21 protein-coding genes and 1 riboswitch are annotated in these 26,823 nt (G+C 64.3%); of the genes, 10 read left to right on the forward strand and 11 right to left on the reverse strand.

Annotation, left to right across the window (positions count from 1 at the left end; genetic code table 11):
- Positions 1 to 37 precede the first annotated feature (37 nt).
- From AC2EBU_RS14170 to AC2EBU_RS14185, 4 genes are all read right to left on the reverse strand, one after another.
- Positions 38 to 1,912 (reverse strand): phosphoenolpyruvate carboxykinase (GTP), encoded by a 1,875-nt coding sequence (locus AC2EBU_RS14170; protein ID WP_484611085.1) that lies wholly within the window; start codon positions 1,910 to 1,912, stop codon positions 38 to 40.
- Positions 1,913 to 2,465: 553 nt separating this feature from the next.
- Positions 2,466 to 2,609 (reverse strand): hypothetical protein, encoded by a 144-nt coding sequence (locus AC2EBU_RS14175; RefSeq protein WP_484611086.1) that lies wholly within the window; start codon positions 2,607 to 2,609, stop codon positions 2,466 to 2,468.
- A 66-nt stretch (positions 2,610 to 2,675) separates the two neighbouring features.
- The gene (locus tag AC2EBU_RS14180; RefSeq protein ID WP_484611087.1) at positions 2,676 to 3,113 is read right to left on the reverse strand and encodes a PaaI family thioesterase; all 438 of its coding nucleotides are present in this window, start codon (positions 3,111 to 3,113) and stop codon (positions 2,676 to 2,678) included.
- On the reverse strand, positions 3,110 to 4,312 hold the full coding sequence (locus AC2EBU_RS14185; RefSeq protein ID WP_484611088.1) for a threonine ammonia-lyase: 1,203 nt from the start codon (positions 4,310 to 4,312) through the stop codon (positions 3,110 to 3,112). The genes AC2EBU_RS14180 and AC2EBU_RS14185 overlap by 4 nt, the downstream gene beginning before the upstream one ends.
- A 225-nt stretch (positions 4,313 to 4,537) precedes the next feature.
- Between AC2EBU_RS14185 and AC2EBU_RS14190 the strand changes: the two genes are divergently transcribed.
- Positions 4,538 to 6,784: an ATP-binding protein gene (locus AC2EBU_RS14190; protein WP_484611089.1), complete on the forward strand. Its 2,247-nt coding sequence runs from the start codon at positions 4,538 to 4,540 to the stop codon at positions 6,782 to 6,784.
- A gap of 37 nt (positions 6,785 to 6,821) precedes the next feature.
- Here the strand turns inward: AC2EBU_RS14190 and AC2EBU_RS14195 are convergent, their stop codons facing one another.
- Positions 6,822 to 8,822 (reverse strand): RecQ family ATP-dependent DNA helicase, encoded by a 2,001-nt coding sequence (locus AC2EBU_RS14195; RefSeq protein ID WP_484611190.1) that lies wholly within the window; start codon positions 8,820 to 8,822, stop codon positions 6,822 to 6,824.
- An 86-nt stretch (positions 8,823 to 8,908) separates the two neighbouring features.
- Positions 8,909 to 9,301 (reverse strand): rhodanese-like domain-containing protein, encoded by a 393-nt coding sequence (locus tag AC2EBU_RS14200; RefSeq protein WP_484611090.1) that lies wholly within the window; start codon positions 9,299 to 9,301, stop codon positions 8,909 to 8,911.
- 82 nt (positions 9,302 to 9,383) lie between these two features.
- Between AC2EBU_RS14200 and AC2EBU_RS14205 the strand changes: the two genes are divergently transcribed.
- Complete coding sequence (locus tag AC2EBU_RS14205; RefSeq protein WP_484611091.1) at positions 9,384 to 10,466, forward strand: homocysteine S-methyltransferase family protein; 1,083 nt, start codon at positions 9,384 to 9,386, stop codon at positions 10,464 to 10,466.
- A gap of 56 nt (positions 10,467 to 10,522) precedes the next feature.
- On the opposite strand, the gene AC2EBU_RS14210 is transcribed toward AC2EBU_RS14205, so the two are convergent.
- Positions 10,523 to 11,152 (reverse strand): hypothetical protein, encoded by a 630-nt coding sequence (locus AC2EBU_RS14210; RefSeq protein WP_484611092.1) that lies wholly within the window; start codon positions 11,150 to 11,152, stop codon positions 10,523 to 10,525.
- Between the two features lie 201 nt (positions 11,153 to 11,353).
- Positions 11,354 to 11,442: riboswitch (S-adenosyl-L-homocysteine riboswitch) on the forward strand.
- A gap of 77 nt (positions 11,443 to 11,519) precedes the next feature.
- Here AC2EBU_RS14210 and metH point away from each other — a divergent pair.
- Positions 11,520 to 14,231, forward strand: a complete 2,712-nt coding sequence (metH, locus tag AC2EBU_RS14215) for a methionine synthase (RefSeq protein WP_484611191.1) — start codon at positions 11,520 to 11,522, stop codon at positions 14,229 to 14,231.
- Positions 14,232 to 14,258: 27 nt separating this feature from the next.
- Here metH and AC2EBU_RS14220 read toward each other — a convergent pair whose 3' ends face one another.
- Positions 14,259 to 15,800: a YifB family Mg chelatase-like AAA ATPase gene (locus tag AC2EBU_RS14220; protein WP_484611093.1), complete on the reverse strand. Its 1,542-nt coding sequence runs from the start codon at positions 15,798 to 15,800 to the stop codon at positions 14,259 to 14,261.
- 213 nt (positions 15,801 to 16,013) lie between these two features.
- Between AC2EBU_RS14220 and AC2EBU_RS14225 the strand changes: the two genes are divergently transcribed.
- From AC2EBU_RS14225 to glcF, 5 genes are all read left to right on the forward strand, one after another.
- Complete coding sequence (locus AC2EBU_RS14225; RefSeq protein WP_484611094.1) at positions 16,014 to 16,751, forward strand: TorF family putative porin; 738 nt, start codon at positions 16,014 to 16,016, stop codon at positions 16,749 to 16,751.
- 26 nt (positions 16,752 to 16,777) lie between these two features.
- Positions 16,778 to 17,116 carry a P-II family nitrogen regulator gene (gene glnK, locus AC2EBU_RS14230; RefSeq protein ID WP_484611095.1) on the forward strand — a complete coding sequence of 113 codons (339 nt, stop codon included), beginning with the start codon at positions 16,778 to 16,780 and terminating at the stop codon, positions 17,114 to 17,116.
- 29 nt (positions 17,117 to 17,145) lie between these two features.
- The gene (locus AC2EBU_RS14235) at positions 17,146 to 18,699 is read left to right on the forward strand and encodes an ammonium transporter (RefSeq protein ID WP_484611096.1); all 1,554 of its coding nucleotides are present in this window, start codon (positions 17,146 to 17,148) and stop codon (positions 18,697 to 18,699) included.
- A gap of 314 nt (positions 18,700 to 19,013) precedes the next feature.
- Positions 19,014 to 20,129 (forward strand): glycolate oxidase subunit GlcE, encoded by a 1,116-nt coding sequence (gene glcE, locus AC2EBU_RS14240; protein WP_484611097.1) that lies wholly within the window; start codon positions 19,014 to 19,016, stop codon positions 20,127 to 20,129.
- Between the two features lie 19 nt (positions 20,130 to 20,148).
- Positions 20,149 to 21,393, forward strand: coding sequence for a glycolate oxidase subunit GlcF (gene glcF / locus AC2EBU_RS14245; protein WP_484611098.1), 1,245 nt, complete (start codon positions 20,149 to 20,151; stop codon positions 21,391 to 21,393).
- Between the two features lie 43 nt (positions 21,394 to 21,436).
- On the opposite strand, the gene AC2EBU_RS14250 is transcribed toward glcF, so the two are convergent.
- Positions 21,437 to 21,925, reverse strand: a complete 489-nt coding sequence (locus AC2EBU_RS14250; RefSeq protein WP_484611099.1) for a glutathione peroxidase — start codon at positions 21,923 to 21,925, stop codon at positions 21,437 to 21,439.
- Between the two features lie 307 nt (positions 21,926 to 22,232).
- Between AC2EBU_RS14250 and AC2EBU_RS14255 the strand changes: the two genes are divergently transcribed.
- Positions 22,233 to 23,378 (forward strand): response regulator, encoded by a 1,146-nt coding sequence (locus AC2EBU_RS14255; protein ID WP_484611100.1) that lies wholly within the window; start codon positions 22,233 to 22,235, stop codon positions 23,376 to 23,378.
- Between the two features lie 82 nt (positions 23,379 to 23,460).
- Here AC2EBU_RS14255 and lplT read toward each other — a convergent pair whose 3' ends face one another.
- Positions 23,461 to 24,765, reverse strand: a complete 1,305-nt coding sequence (gene lplT, locus AC2EBU_RS14260; RefSeq protein WP_484611101.1) for a lysophospholipid transporter LplT — start codon at positions 24,763 to 24,765, stop codon at positions 23,461 to 23,463.
- A 140-nt stretch (positions 24,766 to 24,905) separates the two neighbouring features.
- On the opposite strand from lplT, the gene alr reads away from it, so the two are divergent.
- Positions 24,906 to 26,024, forward strand: coding sequence for an alanine racemase (gene alr / locus AC2EBU_RS14265; RefSeq protein ID WP_484611102.1), 1,119 nt, complete (start codon positions 24,906 to 24,908; stop codon positions 26,022 to 26,024).
- Here the strand turns inward: alr and AC2EBU_RS14270 are convergent.
- Positions 26,021 to 26,782, reverse strand: coding sequence for a sulfite exporter TauE/SafE family protein (locus AC2EBU_RS14270; protein WP_484611103.1), 762 nt, complete (start codon positions 26,780 to 26,782; stop codon positions 26,021 to 26,023). The two genes, alr and AC2EBU_RS14270, sit on opposite strands and share 4 nt — an antisense overlap.
- Positions 26,783 to 26,823 lie beyond the last annotated feature (41 nt).

Here is a 26,823-nt window from a genome sequence, read left to right on the forward strand (position 1 = left end):
AGGACCGCTGCGCCCGCCGCAGACGGGGCTCGGAGACTCAGGCCAGTTCCGCCAGGCGTTGTTCAAGTGCCGATTTGGTCTCGACCAACTCCTGGGGCAGGTGGTAGGCCAGCTGCTCGAAATGCGCGGTATGCAGCTTCAGTTCTTCGATCCAGGCGGCCTTGTCGATGGTGGTCACCGTTTTGAACTGTTCGGCGCTGAAGGCCAGGCCGGTCCAGTTCAGTTCGCCATACGCCGGGGCGACGCCGAACAGGGTCTCTTCACCGGTGGCCTGGCCTTCGATGCGGTCGATCATCCACTTGAGCACGCGCATGTTTTCGCCGTAGCCGGGCCAGACAAACTTTCCCGCTTCATCCTTGCGGAACCAGTTCACACAGAAGATCTTGGGCAGCGTGTGGCCCATCTCCTCCAGCTTGTGTTCCATGTCCAGCCAATGCTGGAAATAGTCGCTCATGTTGTAGCCACAGAACGGCAGCATGGCGAACGGATCGCGCCGCACCACGCCTTGCGCGCCGAAGGCGGCAGCCGTGGTCTCCGAGCCCATGGTGGCGGCCATGTAGACGCCCTCCATCCAGCTGCGCGCCTCGGTCACCAGCGGCACGGTGGTGGAGCGCCGGCCGCCGAAGATGAAGGCGTCGATGGCCACGCCATTGGGGTCGTCCCACTGGGCATCCAGCGCCGGGTTGTTGGTGGCGGCCACGGTGAAACGGGCATTGGGGTGCGCGGCCTTGGCGCCGGTTGCCTTGGCGATCTCCGGAGTCCAGTCCTTGCCCTGCCAGTCGATCAGGTGCTCGGGGAGTTTTCCCTGGTCCTTTTCCATGCCCTCCCACCATACGTCGCCGTCGTCGGTCAGCGCGACATTGGTGAAGATCACGTTCTTGTCCAGACTCGCCATGCAGTTGGGATTGGTGAGTGTGTTGGTGCCCGGGGCCACGCCGAAGTAGCCGGCCTCGGGGTTGATGGCGTACATCTTGCCGTCGGCATGGGGCTTGATCCAGGCGATGTCGTCACCGATGGTGGTGACTTTCCAGCCCTCGAAGCCGGCCGGCGGCACCAGCATGGAGAAATTGGTCTTGCCGCAGGCGCTCGGGAAGGCCGCGGCCACGTGGTATTTCTTGCCAGCGGGGTTGGTCACGCCGAGGATCAGCATGTGCTCGGCCAGCCAGCCCTGGTCGCGGCCCATGGTGGAGGCGATGCGTAACGCCAGGCACTTTTTGCCCAGCAAGGCGTTTCCGCCGTAGCCGGAACCGTAAGACCAGATCTCGCGGGTCTCAGGGTAATGGACGATGTACTTGACCTTGGGATTGCACGGCCAGCTGGTGGTGTCTTTCTGGCCTGCGGCCAGGGGCGCCCCCACGGTGTGCATGCACGGCACAAAATCACCGTCGTTGCCCAGCACGTCGTAGACGGCCTTGCCCATGCGGGTCATGAGCTTCTGGTTGACGACCACATAGGCGCTGTCCGTCAGTTCGACACCAATATGGGCGATGTGGCTGCCCAGCGGACCCATGGAGAACGGCACCACATACATGGTGCGTCCGGCCATGCAGCCGTCGAACAGCGGCTGCAGCGTGGCGCGCATGTCTGCCGGCGCCATCCAGTTGTTGGTGGGGCCGGCGTCTTCCTTCTTTTCCGAACAGATGTAGGTGCGGTCTTCCACCCGGGCCACGTCCGACGGGTCGGACCAGGCCAGAAAGCTGCCCGGGCGCTTGGCCTCATCGAGTTTGCGGAAGGTACCCGCGTCCACCAGCTGCCGACACAGCCGGTCGTACTCTTCCTGGCTGCCATCGCACCAGACCACGGCAGCGGGCTTGCACAGCGCCACCATGTCGGCAACCCAGGCAATCAGACGCGCATGCTTGACGTAGGCCGGCGCACCGGTACCGAGGCCTTGCAGGACGGGAGAATTCATGAACAGCTCCTAAGTAAAAAAATCGTCGTTCCGCAAGCCACGCCTGAGGCAAGAACTTGGGGAATGACGACTCACCGGGCGACGTCAACCGATGCGCCCTGAACCGAACCACGTCGTAACCAGCTCGTAACCGGCCGGTAGCTGGACTCAGCGGGATGCCGATTTTATGAAGTACCGCGCCGACGCGCCTGACGAAATCCGGGTGAAATCGCCGAAACTTATGCAAAAGGTGCATAGGGTTATGCGCGAAGGAGCAGGCGCCGGTTCGTTCCCATCGGTCGCAAAACCCCTGCTTCAGACGCAGCGCGTGTTGAACCGGTGCAACACGGCCGTGACGGCGCACCTGCCATTCCCGGATGGAAGACGACAAGGAGCGCCCGGCCTCCGGAAACCGGGGCGGCGCGCAATCAGGAAGTCTGTCAGGGAGGGGGCCGGCGGGTCCACCGCAGCCGCAGGACGGCCAAAGTCCTGCCGGAGCCAGGTGAAAACGAACTCAAGGGAAGGTGCCAGGCCGGCGTCGGCGAGATCGCCGAAGACGATCCCGTAGCCGGTATCAGCCCATGAAAACGGCAATGAAAGCCAGCAGGAAAATCAGCACCCCGCCCAGTACCGGCAGAACCACCGGGATATGTTTGACCACCGCCTCAACGGGGTCCTGTTCGGTGGTGTGATCGGAGTGGGACGCGGGTGCGGACATGGGGATAACCTCACAAGTGAATCGGCGCGATTCTAATGGTCTTCCCGCACCGATGCACTCGGCCATCTACAGCAGGGCGTAGGTCACGCTGGCACGGCACACGCTCTTGCCGTCGCTGGCACCGCAGATGTCGATTTCGCCAAAGGCCAGAGACTTGCCGGCACGAATCACGGTGGCCGTCACCCGCGCCGGTTGGCCCACCAGAGGGCGCAGAAAGCTGGTATTCATCTGCACCGTCGTGCATGGCCGGAAGGCGCCGAAGTGCGCCATCAGGGCCAGCACCATCGCGGTGTCGGCCGCTGCCATCATGGCCTGTCCGCACAGTGTGCCGCCGACCCGGGCGAGATGTTCGCCCACCGGCAGGACCACCGAGACCGACGCGGGCGCGACCGCGTCGACACGAAGCTCCAGTGCCTGAACCCACGGTGCAAACAGCTCGGCCAGGGCCTGCTGCAGTGCCTCCCGACTGATCAATTCGGGCGAGTGTGCTGATGGGGTGTTCACTTCTGTTCCTCGGCATGGAGGCCGGCGGCCCGCAGCGCCGACAGCACGGTTTCGATGTGCGCGCGCCCGCGGGTCTGCAGCACGAGCTGGATCTCGACATTCTGCGCGGCCAAGGTGGTGAACGCCCGTTGGTGATGCACCTCATCGATGTTGGCCCCGGCATCGGCAACCACCCGGGTGATGGTCGCCAGCACGCCCGGGACGTCACGGGCGCTGACCCGAACCCGGGCCAGCCGCCCGGCCCGAACCATCCCCCGTTCGATGATCGAAGCCAGTAGCAAAGGATCAATGTTGCCACCACACAGCACGAGGCCCAATTTGCGGCCCTGAAACCGGGCAGGCTCGCGCAAGACCGCAGCCAGCGAAGCCGCCCCGGCACCTTCCACCAGGGTCTTTTCGATTTCGAGCAACATGACGATGGCCTGCTCGATATCGCCTTCGTCGACCAGCAACATGTCGTTGACGGTACGGCGGATGATTGCCTCGGTCAGGGTGCCCGGAGTGCCCACCGCGATACCCTCGGCAATGGTGCTGCCGCCACCGTCATGATGGGTACCCTTGAAAGCATCGAACATGGCCGGGTAGCGCCGGGTCTGCACCCCGACGATGTCGATATCCGGTCGCAGCGCGCGCGCCACCGTAGCCACGCCCGCCAACAAGCCACCGCCACCGACCGCAATGACCAGACAGTCCAGATCGGGGACCGCCTGCAGCATTTCCAGCCCTATCGTGCCTTGCCCGGAGATCACATCGGGGTCGTCGTAGGGGTGAACGAAGGTCAGGCCTTGCTCCCGGGCCATGGCCAACGCGTGGGAGCGCGCGTCTTCCAGGGTTTCGCCGGTCAGCACCACTTCGGCGCCGAAACCCCGGGTCCGCTCCACTTTTACGGCGGGCGTGAACTGTGGCATCACAATGACCGCGCGTACACCCAGCTTCTGGGCATGATAGGCAACCCCTTGCGCGTGGTTGCCGGCCGACATGGCAATCACCCCGGCAGTGCGCTCTGCCGCCGTCAGCTGGGCAAGCCGGTTGCAGGCACCGCGTTCCTTGAAGGATGCGGTGAATTGCAGGTTCTCGAATTTGAGGAAGACCTGTGCGCCGGTGATTTCGGACAGCGTTCGTGATTCGACGAACGGTGTCTCCAGAACCTGGCCGCTCAAGCGCTGCGCCGCAGCGCGAATGGTTTGAAGATCGATCATGAGCTGATTGTCGTGAGGAAATCCCCTGAACGGCCTGTGTTTTTCCCGCATCACCGTATTCCATCGACCGCAAGTCTGCGTTATGGTGAAGCCGCAAATGTTGCAGCTGGAGGCTTCACAATGGTCAAGCGCTCGGTATCCGTTTCAGCGCCCGTCGTCTCGCGAGAGCTCGGTGGCGCCGTCTGGCTATCGCCGGGTCTGGCACAAGCCCCGGTCATGGACCTCATGTGTTCGCAATTTGTGCTGACCCTGGCCGGCAAACAGGGCTCGAAATTCAACGTTCGCCGCGACCTCAACAGCCTGATGGCGCTCACCGCCCGGCACCTCGTCTGGCCGGAACCGGTATTGCAACGGCTGCGCGACTTCCTGGGCCGGCGCTGCCGCGACAACGACTTCTGGCGCCATCATGAACAGATGCCCATGGGGGAGTTTCTTGACCGTTATGGCGCCTGGCGCGGTCCCTACGAAGAGGGCACGCTGTTCTTTTATCTGGACGAATACGCCAAGGACAGTCCCCGGGACCTGCTGGCGGTGTTGACCGCCACGGGACGCTGGCTGACACACAACCTGAAAAAGCACTCCACCCTGGTGGAAAAGAACATCGACGAACTGGCCAAACTGCTGCAGCTGAACAAGGCCGAACGTGCCTTGTTGCTGTACGGCACGCTGGCACGTTACCAGCGCGATCTGCGCAGCATGCTGGTCGAGTTCAAGGTCAGCAACGCCCCCGAAGCCTACGCCGCGCTGGCCGAAGTGGCTGGGGTCAGCGCTGACGAAGTCGGCGATGCGCTGCGGGCGGGCTCACGACTCGAACGGATCGGGCTGGTCGAAAACCTGATTTCCGAACACAACATCACCGATCTGGCTGACCTGATGAAGGTGAGCGAAAAGCTGCCGCCGGTGCTGATGCGCGAATACCGGGACCGCAGCGAACTGATGGCCGTGTTTACCCGGCCCGCAGCGACCACCCATCTGTCAACCACCGACTTCGATTTCATCGGCGAGGACGTCGCGGTGCTGGTGACCCTGTTGCGCCGGGCCATCGCCGAACAGGCGCAGGGCGTCAACGTGTTGCTCTACGGTCCGCCGGGAACCGGCAAGACCGAGTTGGCCAAGGTGCTTGCCCAGGCGGCGGGGGTGGCGCTGTTCGAGGTCGAGTATGCCGACCGGGACGGCAACAGCCTGTCGGGCCGTGACCGCTATCGGTCCATGCAGATCGCACAGGTGTTTCTGCGCGGCACCCATCAGGCCGCACTGCTTTTCGACGAAGTCGAAGACGTGTTTCCGCCGGTCAGCGTGGATGCCGCCGGCCTGATGGCCCGCCACGAACAGCAGGCGCTGGCCGCGGCGGTCAGCCATTCGGTCAACGGCAAAGCCTGGGTCAACCAGATCCTGGAGAACAATCCGGTGCCCACCCTGTGGGTCACCAACCGCATCGAACAGATTGACCCGGCTTTCCGCCGCCGCTTTGCCTATCACCTGGAACTGCGCTCGCCGCCACCGGGCGCTCGGGAGGCCCTGGTGCGCCGAACGCTGGAGGGCGTCGCCGTCAGCGAGCCCTTTGTCGCCCGCCTGACGGCACGCAAGGGGTTGACCCCGGCCCAGATTCGCACTGCGGTGCGCTTCGCGGGGCTGGCCACGGCAGCGGCCGAACCGGACGGCGAAGCATTCGAGTCGCTGATCGAGCGGCAACTGCGCAACGCCGACGCGGCGCTGGGTACGGCCGTGGAGCAAGCCGCCGGCCGCCCCACCGTGACCACCTGGGACCTATCCATGCTGAACGTGGAAACCCGTTTCGAGTTGCCACGGGTCGTGGAAGCTTTGCGGGCGCGGGGTCACGGAACCCTGTGTTTCTACGGGCCGCCTGGCACGGGCAAGACCGCGCTGGGTGAGCACATTGCCCGCGCGCTGGGGCGACCGCTGATGGTGCGCAAGGCCAGCGATCTGGTCAGCAAGTTTGTCGGGGAGACCGAACAGAATCTGGCCGCAATGTTCCGCGACGCAGAAGCTGAAAAAGCGGTGCTGTTGCTCGACGAAGCCGACAGTTACCTGCAGGACCGCCGGGGCGCCCAGCGGACCTATGAAGTCACCGAGGTCAATGAAATGCTGCAGCAGATGGAGCGCTTTGCCGGTATCTTCATCTGCACCACCAACCTGCTTGACCGTATCGACCAGGCGGCGTTGCGGCGCTTTGCGTTCAAGATCAGGTTCCGGCCGCTGACGGCAGTTCAGCGCGAGCGGATGTTCGTCACCGAGGCCCTTGGCGGTGAGGCAACGGCCCTCACGGCCGCCTGGCAGGCGCGGCTCGCCCGGCTGGAGCAACTGTGCCCGGGCGACTTCGCCGCCGTGAAACGCCAGACCGACATCCTGGCCGTCGATTTCAGCCCCGAAGAGTTCCTGGAGCAGCTCGAAGCCGAGCACCGCATCAAACCCGAGGTGCGGGAAGAGCGTTCGATCGGCTTTATGCAATAAAAATGGCCATGACCCATCGTGAAATGGTCATTGTTTGCTATAAATCCGGAAGTTCCTCGACGGCCGGCACAAGACCGCTTCCCGCCCCGCACACCCGCAGCACGTCGCTGCCGTAGCGCTCCAGCTTGGCGGTGCCGATGCCGCTGATGCCCTGCAGGTCGTCCAGCGTGGCGGGCTGCCGGGCGGCGATGGCGGCGAGGGTGGCGTCGTGGAAGATCACGTAGGCGGGCAGGTTGTGTTCGCGGGCCACGGCGGCGCGCCAGTCTTTCAGCGCGGCAAAGCGGGCCTGGCCGGCGGCGTCGAGCTCGGCGGCGGCCACCGGGGCCGCACGGCTGCCGCGGCTGGTGCGACCGCGCGCCGCACCGGCGGCCGGTGCCGGGGCCGACACCGATTCGCGCAGCCGCACCGGTTGCTCGCCGCGCAGCACGGCGCGGGAGGCGTCGGTGAGCACCAGGGTGTCGAAGCCCTGGCCGCTGGACAGCAGCACCTTGTGCAGGCCCAGCGCGCCGGTGGCCAGCAGCTGGCGCAGCACGGCGCGCAGCTGGGTTTCGCTGAACGCCGCGCCGATGCCGAAGGTGGACAGGCTGTCGTGGCCGAACTGCGTCACTTTCTCGGTCGTCTTGCCGCGCAGGATGTCCATGATGTGGCCGGCGCCGAAGCTGATGCCGCTGGCCTGCTGCACCCGGTAGATGGTGGACAGCAGCATGCGCGCGGCTTCGGTGCCGTCCCAGGTCTGGGGCGGCGAGAGGCAGTTGTCGCAGTTGTGGCAGCGGGTCGCCAGGCCCGGCAGGGGCGTGTCGTTGTGGTCCCGCGCCGGGGTGCCCGCGTCCCGGCCGGGTCCGGTGGCGCCCGACGGCTCCCGATAGGCTTCGCCGAAGTAGCCCAGCAGCCGCACCCGCCGGCAGTCGGTGGCTTCGGCCAGTGCCAGCAGGGCTTCGAGCTTGCCGCGCATCACCTGCTTGAATTCGTCGGCGGCCGGGCTTTCGTCGATCATGCGGCGCTGGTTTACCACGTCCTGCAGGCCGTAGGCCATCCAGGCGTCGGCAGGAAGGCCGTCGCGGCCGGCGCGGCCGGTCTCCTGGTAATAGCCCTCGATGTTCTTGGGCATGTCCACGTGGGCGACAAAACGCACGTCGGGCTTGTCGATGCCCATGCCGAAAGCGATGGTGGCCACCATCACCAGGCCGTCTTCGCGCAGGAAGCGGTCCTGGTGGGTCTGGCGCACAGCGGCGTCCAGCCCGGCGTGGTAGGGCAGCGCGGGCACGCCGGCCTCGCACAGCGCCTGCGCCAGGTCTTCCACCTTGCGGCGCGACTGGCAGTAGACGATGCCGGCCTCGCCCGGGTGCTCGCGCTGGATGAAGCGCAGCAGCTGGGTGGTGGCGTCTTTTTTCTCGACGATGGCGTAGCGGATGTTGGGCCGGTCGAAGCTGCTGACAAAGGGGCGGGCGTCCTCCAGCTGCAGGCGCTCGACAATGTCGGCCCGCGTGAGCGCGTCCGCCGTGGCCGTGAGCGCGATGCGGGGCACACCGGCGTAGCGCTCGTGCAGCACCGTCAGGCCGCGGTACTCGGGCCGGAAGTCGTGGCCCCACTGGCTGACGCAATGCGCCTCGTCGATGGCGAACAGCGACAGCAGGCCGCGTTCGTGCAGCGAATCGAGCTGGGCCAGGAAGCGCGGCGTGGTCACCCGCTCGGGGGCGGCGTACAGCAGCGTGACACTGCCCTGCAGCAGGCGGCGCTCCACCTGCGCGGCGGCCTCGGCGTCCAGGGTGGAGTTGAGGAAGGCGGCGTCCACACCGGCCTCGTGCAGCGCGCCGACCTGGTCGTGCATCAGCGCGATCAGCGGCGAGACCACCACGGTGACGCCGTGCCCCGCCCGCTGGCGGGCAATGGCCGGGATCTGGTAGCACAGGCTTTTGCCGCCGCCGGTGGGCATCAGCACCAGCGCGTCGCCGCCGCCGGTGACATGGTCGATGATGGCTTCCTGCGGGCCGCGAAAGGCGGCGTAGCCGAAAACGTCACGCAGGATGGACAGGGGCATCAGGTCGGACACTACGAAAAAGAGAGCAGACAATCACCTTTTGGCGCTGGGTAACGGCCAAAAAGGCATGAAAAAGCCGTCGCCGCCTACATCTGCTCCCACGGCAGGCCGTCGTGGCGCCAGCCGTTGAGCGTGGAACGCTGAAACCGGTCGTCCAGGTCGCCCTCAAAGCCATGCACCACATGGGCCACGTCGGTGAACCCGGCGGCCTCCAGCGCCAGGCCCGCGTCCACGGTGCGTTTGCCGCTGCGGCAGATCAGCAAGACCGGGCGCGTGGGGGTGCCGGCCTCGCGCAGCACGGCGGCGGCGAAGGCCTGCGGGTTGGGGGTGAGGTCCGGGTATTCGTACCAGGCGATGTTTTCCACGCCGGGCGGGCGGCCGACGTACAGCGACTCGATTTCCATGCGCACGTCGACAAACAGGGTATCGGGCTGGCGCTGCAGCAGGTCCCAGGCTTCTTGGGGGAGCAGGTTCTTCATGGGGGGCTATTGTCCGGCCAAAGCGGTGCGGCAAAGACCCGGGCCGGTGCCCGCCGGGCGCCGCTTCCTACAATCGGAGCCCATGAAGCCGCTTGTCTACACCCGCGCCCGGGCGCTGCCCGACCTCCTGCAACGCCGCATCGTCATCCTGGACGGCGCCATGGGCACGATGATCCAGCGCTTCAAACTCAATGAAGCCCAGTACCGGGGCGAGGGCTACCACGGCCCGGACGGCGCCGGCGACCGGTTCAGGGACTTCCCGAAAGATGTCAAGGGCAACAACGAGCTGCTGTCGCTGACGCGCCCGGACGTGATCCGCGACATCCACGAGGCCTATCTGGCGGCGGGCGCCGACCTGATCGAGACCAACACCTTCGGCGCCACCACCATCGCCCAGGCCGACTACGACATGGCGCACCTGGCGCGCGAGATGAACCTGGCGTCCGCCCGGCTGGCGCGCCAGGCCTGCGACAAGTTCAGCACCCCGGATCACCCGCGCTTTGTGGCCGGGGCGCTGGGCCCGACGCCCAAGACCGCCAGCATCAGCCCGGACGTGAACGACCCCGGTGCGCGCAACGTGAGCTTCGAGGAGCTGCGCGCCGCCTATTACGAACAGGTGCAGGCGCTGGTGGAAGGCGGCGCCGACGTGCTGCTGGTGGAGACGATTTTCGACACGCTCAACGCCAAGGCGGCCCTGTTTGCCATCGACGAATACTTCGAGCAGTCCGGCGAATGCCTGCCCATCCTGATCAGCGGCACCGTGACCGACGCGTCGGGCCGCATCCTCAGCGGCCAGACCGTGACGGCCTTCTGGCACAGCGTGCGCCACGCCCGCCCGCTGGCGGTGGGGCTGAACTGCGCGCTGGGCGCCACGCTGATGCGCCCCTACATCCAGGAGCTGGCCAAGGCGGCGCCCGACACCTTCATCAGCTGCTACCCCAACGCCGGGCTGCCCAACCCCATGAGCGACACCGGCTTTGACGAAACGCCGGACGTCACCAGCCGGCTGATCCGCGAATTCGCCGCCGAGGGGCTGGTGAACATCGTGGGCGGCTGCTGCGGCACCACGCCGGCGCACATCGGGGCGATTCATGACGCGGTGCGGCCATTGGCCGCCCGGGGCCTGGGGTCAGGGGTTTTCTACAGGGAGGCGACCGCAGCCTGAGCGCGGAGCCCTGAGGCCCTGGCGGCTGGGAATGCCATCACGGTGAAGGCTGCGGATCAGGCGGGACCGATGCAGCGCAACAGCGCGAGCGCGCCGAGATCGCGACTGAGCTGCGCATCGCTCAGCCCGGTCAGCTCACGCAGCTCCCGGAAGGTGCGTGACTGACCCGTCAGCAGGCGCATCAGTTTGCCATGCCGGCCGGCCACATGGGCACGGTCAAGTTCGGGCTTGGCCCGCAAGCGCAGTGGCAGCAGCCGGTAGTGACGCGGCAAGGTTTCGGCACCCTGGCGTCCGAACAGGGCGAACCGCCACAAAGCCACATCGCGGTGAATGGTGCGGTAGCCCGGCGGTGCGGCCGCGGCGGCGGCGGGGCGGGGTGTGAGCTTGAGGTGTTCCAGATGCTCCCAGGCACAGCCCGGGCGCACACTGAGGCGTCCCGTGGGCACACAGGCCACAGCGATCAGGGTGCTATCGGGACCGTTGACGTGAAAGCAAGGCGATTGATCCAGACGCTCGCCAGCGTGCCACAGCAGCCGTCCGATCGCCGAATCCACTTCAATCTCCGACGCGACAGGCCCGTGAGGCACCGAAATTTCTTCGGCGGGCTTCTCAGCCATCAGGTAGGAGCTGACCGGGATGTCACTCATTTCAGCCAGCTCGGCGTCAATGCGGCGGCGCAGCTCCATGCGGCTATCGTTTCCGACGTCGGATTGTGCTCGGTCCATGGCGTCGCGGGCGACCTGAAGCGAAATAGATAAAAAAGTGGTCCTTTATTCTGACGGCAAAATCCGAAGCGGTCAATGCGTTACTCTTCGGTTCAAAATCGCAACAGAACGGAAACCGGCCCGACTGGCTGCCAGCCAACGCGGGGTCAGCTAAAATTTCGCGTTTCCAAGGAGCGTTGCAGCACCAGCCCGGCCCCGGGACGGTGTCAGGCTTGGACCCCGTTTCCGGGATGCAACGACGCTCACCTGTTCGGCCTTTTCCCAGGTGAGACCCATGCCCGATCCCTTTGCCCTTGGCGCGGCTGTTGCCACGCCGGCCATCCCGCCCATGAAACTGTCCGGCCTGGAGCCGGTGCGCATCGGCGACGGTAGCCTGTTCGTCAACGTCGGCGAACGCACCAATGTCACCGGCTCCAAGGCTTTTGCCCGCATGATCCTCAACGGCGAGTTCGAGCAGGCGCTGGCCGTGGCACGCCAGCAAGTGGAGAACGGCGCGCAGGTGATCGACATCAACATGGACGAGGCCATGCTCGACAGCCAGGCGGCCATGGTGCGATTCCTGAACCTGATCGCCGGTGAGCCCGACGTGGCCCGCGTACCGATCATGGTGGACAGCTCCAAGTGGAGCGTCATTGAAGCCGGCCTGCGCTGCATCCAGGGCAAGGGCATCGTCAACTCGATCAGCATGAAAGAGGGGGTGGCGGAGTTCAAGCGCCAGGCCCGGCTGGTCAAACGCTACGGGGCCGCCGCTGTGGTGATGGCCTTCGACGAAAAAGGGCAGGCCGACACCTTTGCCCGCAAGATCGAGATCTGCGAGCGTGCGTACCGCACCCTGGTGGACGAGTTGGACTTCCCGCCGGAAGACATCATCTTCGACCCCAACATCTTCGCCATTGCCACCGGCATCGAGGAACACAACAACTACGCGGTGGACTTCATCGAGGCCACGCGCTGGATCAAGCAGCACCTGCCGGGCGCCAAGGTGTCGGGTGGCGTGTCGAATGTGAGCTTTTCCTTCCGCGGCAATGACCCGGTGCGCGAGGCCATCCACACCGTGTTCCTGTACCACGCGATTGCGGCCGGCATGGACATGGGCATCGTCAACGCGGGCATGGTCGGTGTGTATGACGATCTGGAGCCGACACTGCGCGAGCGCGTCGAAGACGTGGTGCTGAACCGCCGCCCGGATGCGGGCGAACGTCTGGTCGAGATTGCCGAAACCGCCCGCAGTGGCGCCAAGGATGAGAGCAAGAAGCTCGAGTGGCGTGGCACGCCCGAATCTCCCCGGACCGTGGCCGAGCGACTTTCCCATGCCCTGGTGCATGGCATCACGGACTTCATCAACGACGACACCGAAGAGGCTTACCGCGCCATTCTGGCGAAAGGCGGGCGACCGCTGCACGTCATCGAAGGCCCGCTGATGGACGGCATGAACGTCGTCGGTGACCTGTTCGGCCAAGGCAAGATGTTCCTGCCACAGGTCGTCAAGTCGGCCCGCGTGATGAAGCAGGCCGTGGCGCACCTGCTGCCCTACATCGAAGAAGAAAAGCGCCAGCAAGCCAGCGCCGGAGAAGACGTCAAGGCCAAGGGCAAGATCGTGATGGCCACCGTCAAGGGCGACGTACACGACATCGGCAAGAACATTGTCACCGTGGTGTTGCAGTGCAACAACTTCGAGGTGGTGAACATGGGGGTCATGGTGCCGGCCCATGAGATCCTGGCCAAGGCGAAAGAAGAAGGTGCGGACATCATCGGCCTGTCCGGCCTGATCACGCCCAGCCTGGAGGAGATGCAATATGTGGCCGGCGAAATGCAGAAAGACGAGTATTTCCGCGCCCGCCAGATGCCGCTGCTGATCGGTGGCGCCACCACCAGCCGCGTGCATACCGCCGTCAAGATCGCGCCGCACTACGATGGCCCGGTGGTTTACGTCCCGGACGCCTCGCGCAGCGTGGGTGTGGCGCAGGGGCTGTTGTCCGATCAGGCGGCAAGCTACATCGCCGAGCTCAACGCCGATTACGAACGCGTGCGCACCCAGCATGCCAACAAGAAACCGGTCGTGTTGTGGCCGCTGGAAAAAGCCCGTGCCAACAAGACGCCGATCGACTGGACCGGTTACCAGCCGCCGAAGCCGAAGTTCACCGGCAAACGCGTTTTCAGGAACTTCGATCTGGCGGAACTGGCGAAATACATCGACTGGAGCCCGTTCTTCCAGACCTGGGACCTGGCCGGCCCCTACCCGGAGATCCTGCAGGATGAGGTGGTCGGCGAACAGGCCCGCAGGGTGTTTGCCGACGGTCAGGCGATGCTGCAGCGCCTGATCGAGGGCCGGTGGCTCAGCGCCAGCGCGGTGATCGGCCTGTATCCGGCCAACACGGTAAGCGACGACGACATCGAGTTGTACACCGACGAGACACGCAGCCAGGTAGCGCTGACCTGGCACGGCCTGCGCCAGCAGACCGAAAAGCACGAGATCGACGGCGTGATGCGCCCGAGCCGCTGCCTGGCCGACTTTGTGGCGCCGAAGGGCGTCGCCGACGACTACGTCGGCGTGTTCGCCGTGACGGCGGGGCTGGGCGTGGAGAAGAGGGAGCAGGCCTTCATTGATGCGCACGACGACTACTCCGCGATCATGCTCAAGGCGCTGGCCGACCGGCTGGCCGAGGCCTTTGCCGAATGCCTGCACCACCGCGTTCGCACGGATCTGTGGGGCTATGCGCCACAGGAGGCACTCTCGAACACCGAGATGATTGCGGAAAAGTACACCGGCATCCGCCCGGCGCCGGGCTACCCCGCCTGCCCGGACCACAGCGTGAAACGCGCGATGTTCGAATTGCTGCAGTGCGGCGACATCGGCATGGGGCTGACCGAAAGCCTGGCCATGACGCCTGCTGCAAGCGTCAGCGGTTTCATGCTGAGCCACCCGCAGAGTACCTACTTCAATGTGGGCAAGATCGGGGACGATCAGGTGGACGATCTGGCAAAGCGTCAGGGGCTCTCTGCGGATGACCTGCGGCGAAAGTTGGCGCCGAGCCTGTGAACGGGCAAAAGCGGCAAACGGAGCGGCTCAGTTGACTTGTTTCAGCGCGCGCCGGTATTGAATGGCTTCAGCAAGGTGAACCACTTCAGTGGTGTTGCTGCCGGCCAGATCGGCAATGGTGCGCGCGACTTTGAGCGCTCGATGGGTTCCGCGGCTGCTCCAGCCCAGTCGGTCGGCTGCTGCGCGAAGGAAATCTGCGGCCGGGGCGGCCAGCTTGACCTGGTGGTCGATTTCGAGCCCCTGCAACGCCTGGTTGGGTTTTCCCTGGCGCTCGATCGCATGGGATCGGGCTTGCGCACAGCGGGCCCTGAGCGCCGCGGTGCCATCACCACTGGCGGTGTGCAGCAGGTCGGCAGCTGCGACGGAGGGGACTTCGACATGGAGATCGATGCGATCCATCAACGGACCAGAAAGGCGACCCTGGTATCGGACCACCTGATCCGGTGTGCAGCGGCAAACCCGAAGGTTCGACCCCAGATAGCCGCATGGACAGGGATTCATCGCGGCGATCAGCTGGAAACGCGCGGGAAACTCGCTGCGGCGGGCAGCCCGGGAGATGGAAATGACGCCGGTCTCCAGGGGTTCGCGAAGTGCCTCCAATGCCGATCGCGGGAACTCCGGCAGTTCGTCCAGAAAAAGTACGCCCTGATGGGCCATCGAGATTTCCCCGGGCCTCGGGGGTGAGCCACCACCGACCAGGGCGACTGCGCTGGCCGTGTGATGGGGTGCGGCCAGTGGTCGGTGGGCCCATCGGCGGACATCAAAGCGCCCGCTGACACTGGCGATGGCGGCACACTCCATGGCTTCGTCCGTGGTCATCGGCGGGAGCAGGCCATTGAAGCGCTGGGCCAACATCGATTTTCCCGAACCGGGCGGGCCGACCAGCAGCACACTGTGTCCGCCCGCAGCAGCGATCTCCAGCGCACGTTTGGCGGCCGCCTGGCCTTTGACGTCGGCCATGTCGGGGTATTGCGGCTCCGAGGCAGCGGCAGGCGCGGTGACGGCAGACCATCCGGTCGACGACGTCATCGCAGCCGAATCTGTCGTGGCAACAGGGCTGAGGCTGGCGACCACATCCAGCAGGTGGTTGGCGCGAAAGACCGTTGCGCCGGGCGCGATGGCGGCCTCCTCGGCGCTGATCGGCGGCAAGACGAGTTTTGACGGGCATTGGCGCCGTGCCAGGTCCAGACTCATGGCCAGCGCACCGCGGATGGGCCGCAAGGCCCCAGTCAGGGAAAGCTCGCCTGCGAACTCCAGGCCAGGCAGGCGCGACACATCAATCTGGCCCGATGCCGCGAGTATCCCGAGGGCGATGGGCAAGTCAAAGCGACCGGAATCTTTGGGCAGGTCGGCCGGCGCCAGGTTGACCGTGATCCGTCGATTGCTCGGAAACTCCAGTCCGCTGTTCAGAACCGCCGATCGCACCCTCTCACGGGCCTCACGAACTTCGATGTCGGCCAACCCGACCAGGGTGAAACTGGGAAGTCCGTTGGCCAGATGCACCTCCACCGTGACGGCAACCGCCTCCAGGCCGACCATGGCACGGCTTTGCACCAATGCAATGCTCATCGAAGGATCCTCCCGTTGTGGTGCACACGGGGGTCGCGTATTCCTTCTGGCGTGCACCACTCAGGTGCATACTGGTTTTTCATACAGATATCGTAGCGGATCTTCCGCAGGGAAGGCAAGGGCATGTTGCCCGCGCGGGGTGAAAGCAGGGTGAACTTCTTGGCACGGTCTGTGCTTGAAGCGGGTGTCCTTTTCACCAGACCGGAGTTCATCATGAAACCATTCGCGCAATCTGCATTGATCCTTGTTGCCGCAGCGTTCGGCACGTCGGCATTCGCCCAGGCGAAAGCACCCGAGCCGGACTACACGGTTTCTTTCAACGCCGGTGCAGTCACCGACTACCGGTATCGCGGCATTTCCCAGTCCCGTCTCAAGCCGGCCTTGCAGGGTGGCGTGGATTTCTCGCACAAGAGCGGCGTCTACCTCGGTGCGTGGGGCTCCACGATCAAGTGGATCAAGGACGGTGGTGGCGACGCCAACCTGGAACTGGATCTCTACGGCGGATACAAAGGCTCGGTGGGTGACATCGGCTATGACGTGGGTTTGCTGCGCTACCAGTACCCCAGCCACAAGCTGGCGGTGAGCCCCAATACCACCGAACTGTATGGCGCCGTGACTTTCGGTCCCGCGACGCTGAAGTATTCGCATGCGACAACCAACCTGTTCGGTTTTGCCAACAGCAAGAACAGCTCCTATCTTGACCTGAGCGCGACCTTCGACATGGGCGACGGTTGGACGGTGACGCCCCATATCGGGCACCAGAAAGTCAAGAACAACGGCGCCTTCTCCTACACCGACTACTCGGTGACGGTGGGCAAAGACCTGGGTAATGGCCTGTCCGCCAGTGCCATGGTGGTTGGGACCGACGCCTCCAAGACCCTGTATGTCACGCCGGCCGGCAAATTCACTGGCAAAGCGGGCCTGGTTCTCGGCGTGAAGTACAGCTTCTGAAGACCGGATGCTCCTGAGGAGAAATCATGAAACTGGTAACAGCCATCATCAAGCCGTTCAAGCTCGACGAGGTCCGCGAGGCATTGTCGGCGATCGGCGTGCAGGGCATCACGGTCACTGAGGTCAAGGGTTTCGGTCGCCAGAAAGGCCACACCGAGCTCTACCGAGGAGCCGAGTATGTTGTCGACTTCTTGCCCAAGGTCAAGATCGAAGCGGCCATTGCCGACGACCTCGTCGAACGGGTGATCGAAGCCATCGAAGGGGCCGCTCGTACCGGCAAGATCGGTGACGGAAAGATCTTTGTTTACGACGTCGAGCAGGTTGTTCGCATCCGTACCGGCGAGACCGGCAAGGAGGCGCTGTGAGCGCCCGCAACCCGTAAGAGGAAACCGAAATGAAAAAACTACTTGCTTCCTTTGCGCTGGGACTGGGTCTCTTGATGGGCGCTCACGCCGTCATGGCCCAGACACCGGCCTCCGCGCCAGCCGCCGCCGCCGCGCCTGCCGAGGCCAAACCGGCTGACGCTGCTGCCCCGGCGGCTGCGGTCGCTGCGGCGCCCGCCGCTGCCGCAGCCGCAGCTCCTGCCCCGGCTGCTGCAGCGGCCCCCGCACCGGTGCCGAACAAGGGCGATACCGCCTGGATGATGGTCGCCACATTGTTGGTGATCTTGATGACCGTCCCCGGACTGGCGCTGTTCTATGGCGGTCTGGTCCGCAGCAAGAACATGCTGTCGGTGCTGATGCAGGTGATGGTGACCTTCTCGCTGATCGTTGTGCTGTGGTTCATTTATGGCTACAGCCTGGCGTTTACCGAAGGCAATCAGTTCATCGGCGGTTTTGACCGGCTGTTCATGAACGGCATCTGGGACAACGCGGCGGGCACCTTTGCCAACGCGGCAACTTTCAGCAAAGGCGTAGTGATTCCCGAGATCGTCTTCGCCGCCTTCCAGGCCACGTTTGCCGGTATCACTTGCGCGCTGATCGTCGGGGCTTTCGCCGAGCGCATCAAGTTCTCCGCCGTGCTTCTCTTCATGGTGATCTGGTTCACCTTCAGCTACCTGCCGATGGCGCACATGGTCTGGTTCTGGATGGGCCCGGATGCCTACACGGGCAAGGAAGTGGTTGACGCCATGAACGCCAAGGCCGGCCTGATCTGGCAGCACGGCGCGCTGGACTTCGCCGGTGGAACCGTGGTGCACATCAACGCGGCAGTCGCCGGTCTGGTGGGTGCCTTCATGGTGGGCAAACGCATCGGTTACGGCCGCGAAGCCATGGCGCCGCACAGCCTGACCCTGACCATGGTGGGCGCCTCACTGCTGTGGGTGGGCTGGTTCGGTTTCAATGCCGGCTCAGCGCTCGAAGCGAACGGTTTTGCCGCCCTGGCTTTTGTCAACACCTTTGGCGCTACGGCTGCCGCCGTGCTGGCCTGGTGTATCGGCGAAGCGCTGATGCGGGGCAAGGCCTCGATGCTGGGTGCGGCTTCCGGTGCGGTGGCGGGCCTGGTGGCCATTACGCCGGCCGCCGGCAACGTCGGCATCGGCGGCGCATTGGTGATCGGTTTCATCGCCGGCTTCGCCTGCCTCTGGGGTGTGAATGGGCTCAAGAAGATGCTGGGCGCGGACGACTCGCTCGACGTGTTTGGCGTCCACGGTGTCGGCGGCATCGTCGGCGCGCTGCTGACTGGCGTGTTCAACAGCCCGGCGCTGGGTGGTCCGAGCCTGGTGGGCGACTGGGTCACCGCCTCCATGGTGAGTGCGGCCGACTATTCGATCGCCAACCAGGTCTGGGTCCAGTTCAAGGGCGTGCTGATCACCATCGTGTGGTCTGGCGTCGTGTCCTTCGTGGCCTACAAGATCGTCGACCTGACCATCGGCCTGCGTGTCTCGGAAGAAGACGAGCGCGAAGGCCTGGACATCACTTCCCACGGCGAAACGGCCTACGGTCGTTGACCCACCGGTCGCGGCGAGCACCGCCGCGACCTGCTTCTTTTCATTGCGTGTCTTTTCCTTGGATCTTTGGCCCACCTCGGTGGGCCATTTTTTTCGCCATCACCGCGGCAGACCTGCAGCGCGGTGGAAATTTGAACAAAAAGTGACGATACCCAGCGTTAAAAGGTCACTTTCTGCTATTGTTTTCAAACGATCTCGGGCCGCACCGATCACCGCCGATTGCCGACCGACCCGGGCATGGGCGAAAAAACCCGCATACCGGGCCTGCAAAAAATTCAGTATCGGAAATGCAGTGGCGGTTTACGATGCGCCCCATGCACGATGCTGTCCTACTCCAATTGATTGACACCGTCCGCGCAGCCGCCGGACGCGGGACGCCGTTGCGCATCCGTGGCGGTGGCACCAAGGACTTTCTGGGCCAACTCCCGGTGGGCGAGCTGCTGCACATGGGTGCGCTGGCCGGCATCGTGTCCTATGAACCCAGCGAACTGGTGGTGACGGTGCGCGCCGGCACACCCTTGTCAGAACTGGAAGCCACACTGGCGGCGCAGGGCCAGTGCCTTGCGTTCGAGCCGCCGCGCTTTGGCGCTGACGGCACCGTGGGGGGGATGGTGGCGTCCGGCCTGTCGGGGCCGGCGCGGGCGAGTGTCGGCGCGGTGCGGGACTATGTGCTGGGCGTGACACTGGTCAATGGCCGTGGCGAGCTGCTGACGTTCGGCGGCCAGGTCATGAAAAATGTGGCCGGTTACGACCTATCCCGTCTGATGGCCGGTGCCATGGGCACCTTGGGTGTGCTGGTCGAGGTCAGCCTCAAGGTGCTGCCAGTCGCACCCGCGGAGGCGACGCTGCGGTTCGAGGCGAGCCAGGCGGAGGCTTTGAGGCGCCTTGCCGCCTGGGGCGGCCAGCCGCTGCCGCTGAATGCCAGCTACTGGGTCGATGAGCCCGCAGGCCATGGCACCCTCTCGGTGCGCCTGCGTGGTGCCGTGGCTGCCGTGGACGCGGCCTGCCGCACCATGGGCGGGGAGCGCCAACCCGGCAATGCCCCGTCCGTCGACTGGAGTGCCTGCCGCGACCAGCGCATGCCCTGGTTCACCGGTCGGGATCCGACCCTGTCGCTGTGGCGTCTGTCGGTGCCGAAGACGGCACCGGTGCTGGAACTGCCCCCGGGTGTCGCGCCGCCGCTGGTAGAGTGGCATGGGGCCCAGCGCTGGGTGATCGCGGCTGCAGCCCACGGCCAAGCGCTCCGGCGAGCGGCAGCCGCAGCCGGCGGGAGTGCTTCACTATTCATAGCTGAAAACGACCTTTCCGTGCTGGCTATGTCGCGTTTTGAACCTTTGAAGCCGCCGTTGGACCGTATCCACCGGCGTTTGAAGGCGGAGTTCGACCCCGCCGGCATCCTCAACCCCGGCCGCCTGGTCGCGGGCCTTTGATCTCGAAGCGGCGGATTCCATGCAAACCCAACTGGCACCCGAATTCCGGGACACCTCCGAGGGTCGCGAGGCCGAGGCCATTCTGCGCAAATGCGTGCACTGTGGTTTTTGTACCGCCACCTGCCCCACATACCAGTTGCTTGGCGACGAGCTTGACGGCCCGCGCGGTCGCATCTATCTGATCAAGCAGGTGCTCGAAGGCCACGCACCCACCCGCAAGACGCAACTTCACCTGGACCGCTGCCTGACGTGTCGCAACTGTGAAAGCACCTGTCCCAGTGGTGTGCAGTACGGTCATCTGGTCGACATCGGTCGCAAACTGGTGGATGAGCGGGTTCCCCGCCCGGCCGGTGAAAAGGTGCTGCGCTGGGCTCTGAAAGAAGGCCTGACTTCACCGCTGTTTGGGCCAGCCATGAAAGTGGGTCAGGCGGTGCGCGGCATGTTGCCGGCGACTCTGAAGGCCAAAGTGCCCGCTGCTCAGGCCGCAGGGGTCTGGCCCACGGCCCAACACCCCCGAAAAGTCCTGATGTTGGCGGGTTGTGTCCAGCCGGCCATGATGCCCAATATCAATGCCGCGACAGCGCGCGTGCTCGACTGTGCCGGCATACAGACCATCCTTGTCTCCAAGGCGGGCTGCTGTGGTGCCGTCAAGTTCCACCTCAATGACCAGGACGGCGGCAAGGCCGAGATGCGTGCCAACATCGACGCCTGGTGGCCTCACATTCAATCGGGCGCTGTTGAGGCCATTGTCGTGAATGCATCCGGTTGTGGTGTCACGGTCAAGGAGTACGGCCATATCCTCAAGGACGACCCGGTGTGGGCAAGCAAAGCGGAAGTTGTCAGTGGGCTGGCGAAAGACCTCTCGGAGCTGTTGCCCGATGTGGTGTCCGTCTTGAAGGCCAACCGGCCCGAATGGATCGCAAGCAACCAGGAAAAGCAGACTTCAGTCGGTTTTCATCCACCCTGCACGCTGCAACATGGTCAGCAGCTCAAAGGGCTGGTCGAGGCCGGCCTCACCGAGTTGGGTATCGGGGTCCGCCTGGCTCCCGTGGAGTCCCATCTCTGTTGCGGCTCCGCCGGAACCTACAGCGTGCTACAGCCCGCACTGAGCGAGCAACTGCGCGACCGGAAACTGCAGCAACTGGCGCCTTTGGGGTGTGACCAGATCGTCAGCGCCAACATCGGCTGCATCACCCATCTGCAAGGTGGCACCGCGACGCCGGTGCGCCACTGGGTGGAAGTACTGGACGAGCTGCTCGCCTGACCGGCTATCCGCAGGTAAGCGCCCCCGTCGCGCGACAGGAGACTTAAGGTTCGGCCAGTGCCGACTCGATGGCATCACGCAAGCTGTCTGGCGCAACCTGAGGTGCGTGACGGCTGACGGTTTCGCGGTCTCGGGAAACCAGAAACTTCGTAAAGTTCCACTTGATGCCGGTGCTTCCGAGCAAGCCGGGCGCCTGTGTGCACAACCACTGGAACAGAGGATGGGCCTGGGGACCGTTCACATCGACCTTGGCCATCATCGGAAAGCTCACGCCGTAGTTCACCTGGCAGAAATCGGCAATCTCCTCGTTGCTGCCAGGGTCCTGTGCGCCAAACTGGTTGCAGGGAAATCCGAGAACGGCCAGTCCTTGCGGTCCGTATTCCTCATGCAGCGTCTGCAGCGCTTCAAACTGAGGCGTGAAGCCGCAGGCACTTGCGGTGTTCACAACCAGAAGGACTTTGCCCTGCAACTGGGCAAGGGGCAGCGGGGTGCCGTCGATTCGCATCACGGAAATCTGGTCGAGCGGGTGCATGGTGGTACCTGGAAAGGGGGTATGGGCGGTAAACGGTGGCAGATGGGGTCCGGTTTCGCCAGCCACGGCGATGACCCGGCGCGGTTACGATGCTCAATAGCCACAGTCTCGAACAGAAAACCCGCGTTTCGGTGGATAGTATGGTCAAAGCGGTAAATACTGGCGTTTTGTCGGCTTTCTTTGGGAGTAGGGACTTTTGGCAAAAACGCGCTCCGTTGCTCTGGTTGGGCTGCCTGCCGCTGATCGAACACTTCTGCAAGCCCTGATAGCACTGGGCTCCGGGGGTGGGCACGGGTATGGGATCGCCTTGAGCGAGTCGCTCGCTGACATCCTGATCGTTGACCCACTGGGGATGGTGTCGCCCGAATCGATTCGAACGATGGCCAACGGGCGGGGCGTCGTCCTCATCGGCAAAGATTTGCCTGGAACCGGTTGGCCTGTTGTACCGCGCCCCGTGCGTTTGCCCTCTCTGCTGGAGGCCCTGCGCGCCCAGGATACCGTTCGGCAAGCGACCGCGCCGCCCGATAAGGATGCGAGTAAAGAATCGGCCAGAGCGTCGTTGTTCGATGAGTGGGATGACCCCGCCCAGCAGGCCACCGGGTTTGCCGCGACCCGACCGTTCTCCCCCTCCGAGTTTCTGCAACCCGTTGTACAGGCAACATCGCCACCGGCGTTCGATCCGCAGGCGACCGTGCCGATGTCGCGGGAAGAATTGCAGTCGCTCGCTGGCGGCCCCTCACCACAGGCCCGCAAGCCTGCGCAGGGTCCGGTGTATGCGACGCTGGATGTCTCATCGCCGAACGCCGGCAATCCGATGGAAGCAACGCTTCCGATGCGGCGGGTCGTCGATACCGAGTCGGTGATCCAGGAACCGGCGCGACCCCTCGTCGGTGCGGCGACTGCGGCGCCTGGCCCGCAGGCGCCTGAACGCGCCCCTGCCGATTCTCACCCGACGTTTTTCTCGTCCGTCTCATCTTCTGGACCGGAAGCGGAGGTGCCCTCTGCTGGCTCCGATGCACCCGAAACCGTGCCGGTTCAGGAGACGTTGCCCGGTGTTGATGAATCCGTGGTCCGGGTTCTCCTGATCTGTGACAAGAAGGCCGATTGGGCGCCGATGCGAAAGGCATTGCGGGATCGGGGATGCGAACTGGACCTGGTTGCCGAGCACTCCCTCGCCCGCAAGTTTCTGATCGAACGAACCTACCGTGCGGTCATCCTTGATCGCCTTTACCTGGGTGACGACACGTTTGGTATCTGTACCGGCGTGCGTCACGCGCAGGCATCATCGTCCAGAATTCCCGGACGGATCATCATTTTGTCGCCACCGGCGGGCTGGATCGACCGGATTCGCGCCCGATTCGCCGGCTGTGACGCCTGGCTGGCGGTGCCGCTGCGCAAACACGAACTGATGGAAACCTTGGGTTTGCCTGCCCGATCCGGTCAGGAAGCGTAGCGGCTGTTCGCTGTGTTTATGCGCCGTGCCGGCGCACAACCCGGGTACGGCGGATCAAGCCGTAAAGCGCAAGCGATCCGGATCAGTGCGAATGGTCGTGCCGCGCATGTTCCAGGAGACGTTCGACATCGGCCCGATGGTGGATCAGGTTGTTCTGGTGCCAGCGCTGGATCAGCCACATGAATCCCGCGACGATCAGGCCGAAACCGGTAATGGCGCCGAAGGCGGACAGCCCCATACCCGTAGAAAAGGCGTACAAAGCGCCCAGTCCGAGAATGCAGGCTTGTTCATTGAAGTTCTGAACCGCGATCGAACGGCCCGCACCCATCAGGTTGTGGCCCCGGTGCTGCAGCAGCGCGTTCATCGGCACCACCAGAAAGCCGCCTAGCCCCCCCAGAAGGATGAGGAAAGGCGCTGCGACCCAGACGTTGTCGATGAAGTTCAGAACAATGACCAGCAGACCCATGCCGATTCCGAGTGGAATGACACGGGTCGCCTGATCCAGTTTCATCCGTACCGACGCAACGACCGCGCCGACCGCTGTTCCGATTGCCACGACCCCGACAAGGCTGGACGCCTGGGTCACGCTGTAACCCAAAGCGGCAGCTGCCCAGGCAAGCACGATGTAGCGCAGATTGCCGGATACGCCCCAGAAGAGGGTGGTCGTCGCCAGCGAGATCTGCCCCAACCGGTCGCGCCACAGCCGTGTATTGCAGGTCCAGAAATCGGGCAGCAAGGCGATCAGGTTGGCGCCCAGGCTCCGCGAAGGGTCGGCCCGCATGGGCCGCATCGGGACCCCGGTCAGCGGAATGCGGGTGTTGAACCAGGCCGCCAGCGCGTAGACCGTGATCAGGAGGGCAATGGCCGCTTCGGGAGCGGTGTCGATTCCCGTCTCGAAGCCTGGAATGTCAATCGCCAGCAGATGTGAGGCGACGGCAGGACCGACCAGTTGTCCGCCCAGCAGTACGCCCAAGATGATGGAGGCGATGGTCAGGCCCTCGATCCAGCCATTGGCCTTGACCAACTGGGACGGAGGCAGCAACTCGGTCAGGATGCCGTACTTCGCCGGCGAATAGGCCGCTGCACCCAAGCCGACAATCGCATAGGCAGCCAGTGGATGGCTGCCGAACAACATCATCAGGCAGCCGACGACCTTGATCGAGTTGCTGACCAACATCACATCGCCCTTCGGACGCGAGTCCGCGAAGGCACCTACATACGGAGCCAGGGCGACGTAGAACAGCGCGAACATCGGAACCAGCGCGGCCTGTTGCCATTCCGGCGCGCCCTCCGTCCGCAACAGCTGCACGGCGCAGACAAACAGGGCATTGTCGGCCAGCGAGCTGAAAAACTGCGCTGACATGATGGTGTAGAAGCCACGTTTCATGAGTGAATCCGGGCCTCTTCGGGGAAGGCTCCGCTTGTTCTGTAAAGGCGATGTCTCCGACGGATCGGGGTTTATAGCATGGCCCCGGCAATCGACCGAAGTGCCACAATCTCGAACCTTGACAGCTCGGTTGCCAGATCATGCCCCGTCCGATCGCCGCACGAATTCACCCCCGCGCCCTGCGCGACAACCTGACAGCCCTGCGCCATGCTGCGGCCGACGCCAGAGTCTGGGCCGTGGTCAAGGCGAACGGCTATGGGCACGGAATTGAAAACGTTTTCGACGGCCTGCGTGGGGCCGACGGTTTTGCGCTGCTGGATCTGTCCGAAGCCGAGAGGGTTCGTGCGCTTGGTTGGCGCGGCCCGGTCCTGCTGCTCGAAGGCGTGTTCGAGGCGAGAGACCTGGAGTTGTGTTCACGACTGAATCTCTGGCACACGGTTCACAGCGAATCCCAGATCGACATGCTGGCCTTGCACAAGACCCATCAACCACATCGGGTATTCCTCAAGTTGAACAGTGGCATGAACCGGCTCGGGTTTTCGCCGCAGGCCTACCGCTCTGCGTGGACCCGGCTTTCGGCGTTGTCGCAGGTGGATGAAATCACCTTGATGACCCATTTTGCCGATGCGGATGGCCCGTCGGGTGTCACGGATCAATGGGCTGTCTTTCAGTCGGTCACCCGGGATCTTCCGGGGGAGCGTTCCGTCTGCAACAGTGCCGCGACTTTGCGTCACAGCGGGATTCCCGGCCTCCTCGGCGACTGGGTCCGCCCGGGGATTGCGGTTTATGGAAGCTCTCCCGATTTTCCCGAGCACGATATCGCGCATTGGAACCTGGCGCCGGCCATGACCCTGACGGCCCGCGTCATTGCGGTGCAGTCGATCAGTCCGGGTGAATCGGTTGGGTATGGCCGCACCTATGTCGCCGACCGGCCGATGCGGATCGGCGTCGTCGCCTGTGGGTATGCGGACGGCTATCCCCGCATCGCGCCCACCGGGACACCTGTGCTTGTGGATGGAAGGCGCACTCGCACGATCGGCAGGGTCAGCATGGACATGTTGACGGTTGATCTGACCGACTGCCCGGATTCCGGGTTCGACAGCGAAGTCACTTTGTGGGGCAAAGCGGGAAACGGGGCGGTCCTTGCCGTCGATGAAGTGGCGCGCTTGGCGGGGACGGTCGGCTACGAGTTGCTTTGCGCGCTGGCGCCGCGCGTTCCCGTCGAAGTGGATTCGGAAACCGACACCCACGGCTGCTAACCCCGGAGAAACGCGTCGTAGGCGGTCTTGAGGATGAGCGCGGTCACGACAACGATGAAGACACCCCGCACAAAGCCTGCGCCATGCCGCAGCGCGAGGCGGGTTCCCAGGAGGCTGCCTGCGATGTTGGCAGCCGCCATGACCAGCGCGAAGTGCCACCAGACGTGTCCTTTCAACGCGAAGAGGGTCAGCGCTGAAAGATTGGTGGCCGTATTGACCAGCTTGGCCGATGCCGATGCGTTGAGAAAGTCATAGCCGAGCGCACGGACGAACAGGAACACCAGAAAACTGCCCGTTCCCGGTCCGAAAAAGCCATCGTAAAACCCGATGACCAGGCCGATCGCACTGGCGACAAAGGCTTCGTCGCGTCCAGTGAACCGGGGCTGATGACTGCGCCCCATCTCTTTGCGGGCGAGGGTGTAGAGCAAGACCGCCAGCAGGATGAAGGGCAGGAGTCGTCGCAGAAACCCCGGATCGATCTGGGTGACGACCCAGGCACCAGCCAATGAACCCAGAAAGCCGGCGCCGGCCGCAGGCACGATGGCCTGCCACTGAATCTGCACTCGTCGGCTGTATTGCCAGGTCGCGACAGCGGTTCCCCAGATGGAGGCACTTTTGTTCGTGCCGAACAAGGTTGCCGGGTGGGTTTGTGGGAACAGTGCGAACAATGCCGGGACCAGGATCAGTCCACCGCCGCCGACAATGGAGTCGATCAGGCCGGCAAAGAGCGATGCCAGGGCGACGGCGACAAGTTCCATGGGACAGATTTTCTCAGCAGTGCAGAGTGCGCCGAAAAGGA

Source organism: Curvibacter sp. T50, assembly GCF_057219955.1.